Consider the following 2,192-nt stretch of genomic DNA (forward strand, 5'->3'; position numbering starts at 1 on the left):
GCGCCGACCGTGATGCTGTCGCGCTTGAGATCGGCGCAGCCCGCCAGCAATGCCGCGACCGCAACCGCCAGGACCGGAATGGCTGGCCTGTAGAGACGCGAACGGCCGGACCGCATCGCTGCGGTGTTCGTCCTTGCCTTCAACGCTGACTGAGACATGTCCGCTTCCCCGCTTACTTGTAGATGAAGCCGACAACGCCGTGATAACGGCCGTTGGGCTTGTCGGTCTGCATGGTGCCGTAGACGCGATTGACACGGCCAAGGAACATGCCGGCGCCATCGCTGGCGGCGTTGAAATTGTCGTCCGGCTTGGCAAGAGCGTTGCGCGTCACCGGCTTCACCAGGTAGGGCGTGATGATGATGACGAGCTCGGTCTCGTTGCGGACGAAGTCCCGGCTACGGAACAGCGTGCCAAGCACTGGGATCTTGGTCAGCCCGGGCAGCCCGGCGACCGCCTGCCGGATGTCGTCCCGAACCAGGCCGGCGATCATCATCGAACCGCCTGAAGGCAGTTCAACGGTGGTGTCTGCCAGGCGCTTGCGGATCGACAGCAAAGTGGTGCCGGGCAAGTCCCCGGCCCCTTCGAGCACTGTGGCGCCTTCCATCGTAGGCTCCGAAACCGACGTCCTCACTTTAAGGCTGATGCGGCCGGCCGAGAGCACGACAGGCTGGAATTCGAGGCCAATTCCGTATTCTAGCTTTTCGTTGGTGTAAGTAACCTGGCCCGTTTGATTGTCGTTTGAAACGTTGTTCGTTCGGCTTGTTATGAGATTGAATTCACCGCCGACTTTGAACGTCGCTTTCTCGCCCGAGACCGCGGTCAGTGTCGGTTCGGCCAGCGTCTTCATGACACCGCTTTGCTCCATGGCATTGATGTACGCTTGAAGCGCCGAGGTGCCGATTGAAAGTCCCGAAAATTGCGACAGGGGTTTTCCCAGTCCGTATGCGGGGCTGGTCAATGCGCTCCAACTGATGCCATTGCTGTCACCGTTGCCGATCAGGTTGACGCCGAGTTGCTTCATCACCGAGCGGCTGACTTCGGCCACCGTCACCTTGAGCGTCACCTGATCGTCGCCGATGATCTGCAGCAGGTTTACGATCTGGCTGACGCGACGCTCGGAATCCGGATTGTCGATGTCGACACCGGATTCGGCCGAGCCGCCGGAGGCGGTCTGCGAATATTGTCCCGTGGTCGCTTCGCCGCCGGACACGAAGATGGTGGCCAGATCGACCGCGCGCTTGGCATCCAGGGGAGTGTCCACGGTTCCGGTCAGGACGACGTTGTCGTTCAGCAATTCGACAGTGATGGTCGATGACGGGATGAAGCGCCTGATATAGTCTTCCAGTCCGGCGACGTCGCGTTCGACTGCCAGATCCAGACTGACGATCTGTTCGCCATTGGGGCCGAAGACGAAGATGTTGGTGTCGCCCACCGCCTTTCCGAACAGATAGATCCGCCTGGCGGTGCGGGTCACCGCATCGGCGACCGCCGGATTGGCGACGAGAATATCATAGGCATCGCTCGGCAGGTCGATGACCACCGATTTGTTGAGGCCGAGCTTGACGCGCTGGGTGGCGGTCGTAGCCGACACCTCGGCCTTCCTGCCTGCCGCATTCGCCTCGACGGGGCCTTGCGCATTCGTCTCAATGAGGAACAGGCCGATAGCCGCAGCCAGGGCGACCGGCAGTCTAGCGTTTAGCCTCATTGCCTTGCCCCCACTTCGGAAACTTCGCCTGACTTGATCAATCGTACTGTTCCGCGCCGCCCATTGCCGGAAACGAGATAATCGGCCTCGCCCAGATTCTTCTCCTGGGTGTCGCTGATCGACCGCAGCGCCAATGTCAGGCGATCCGCCATTTGCTGAGCGACGGTGATGATTTCCGCCTGCTGCGATGTCAGTTCCAGTGTCGCGGTCTGGCCGACCCTGGTCCTCTTGCCTTCCTCGTCCTCCTGGATGGTCTGGTCGATTGCCAGGACGCGAATGTTCTTGAGGATGGTTTCGGTCGTAAAACCGCTGCCGCCGCCCGCGGCATCGGCTCTGCGGGTCATGATGACATCGACGAAATCATTGGGAAGAATGAAGCCGCCGGCCGAAGTGTCGGCCGATACGGCTGTGGCGACGGCCCGCATGCCGGAGGGCAGGATCGACGACATGAAGCTCTGTCCCTCGCCGCTCCGCTTGGACCCCCGCA

The 2,192-nt window shown here is 61.3% G+C and carries 2 protein-coding genes and 1 pseudogene; all 3 read right to left on the minus strand.

The window, feature by feature from the left end:
• Positions 1-158, minus strand: a pseudogene (locus tag EOA85_RS39585) (pilus assembly protein CpaD); the annotation flags it as partial.
• Positions 159-172: 14 nt separating this feature from the next.
• On the minus strand, positions 173-1,705 hold the full coding sequence (locus EOA85_RS33345) for a type II and III secretion system protein family protein (RefSeq protein WP_127212548.1): 1,533 nt from the start codon (positions 1,703-1,705) through the stop codon (positions 173-175).
• Positions 1,702-2,192, minus strand: a 491-nt coding sequence (gene cpaB, locus EOA85_RS33350) for a Flp pilus assembly protein CpaB (protein ID WP_127212549.1), incomplete at its 5' end; no start/stop codon positions are given. The genes cpaB and EOA85_RS33345, both read right to left, overlap by 4 nt.

It is taken from the genome of Mesorhizobium sp. M5C.F.Ca.IN.020.29.1.1, assembly GCF_003997375.1.
Taxonomy (GTDB): Bacteria; Pseudomonadota; Alphaproteobacteria; order Rhizobiales; family Rhizobiaceae; genus Mesorhizobium; species Mesorhizobium wenxiniae.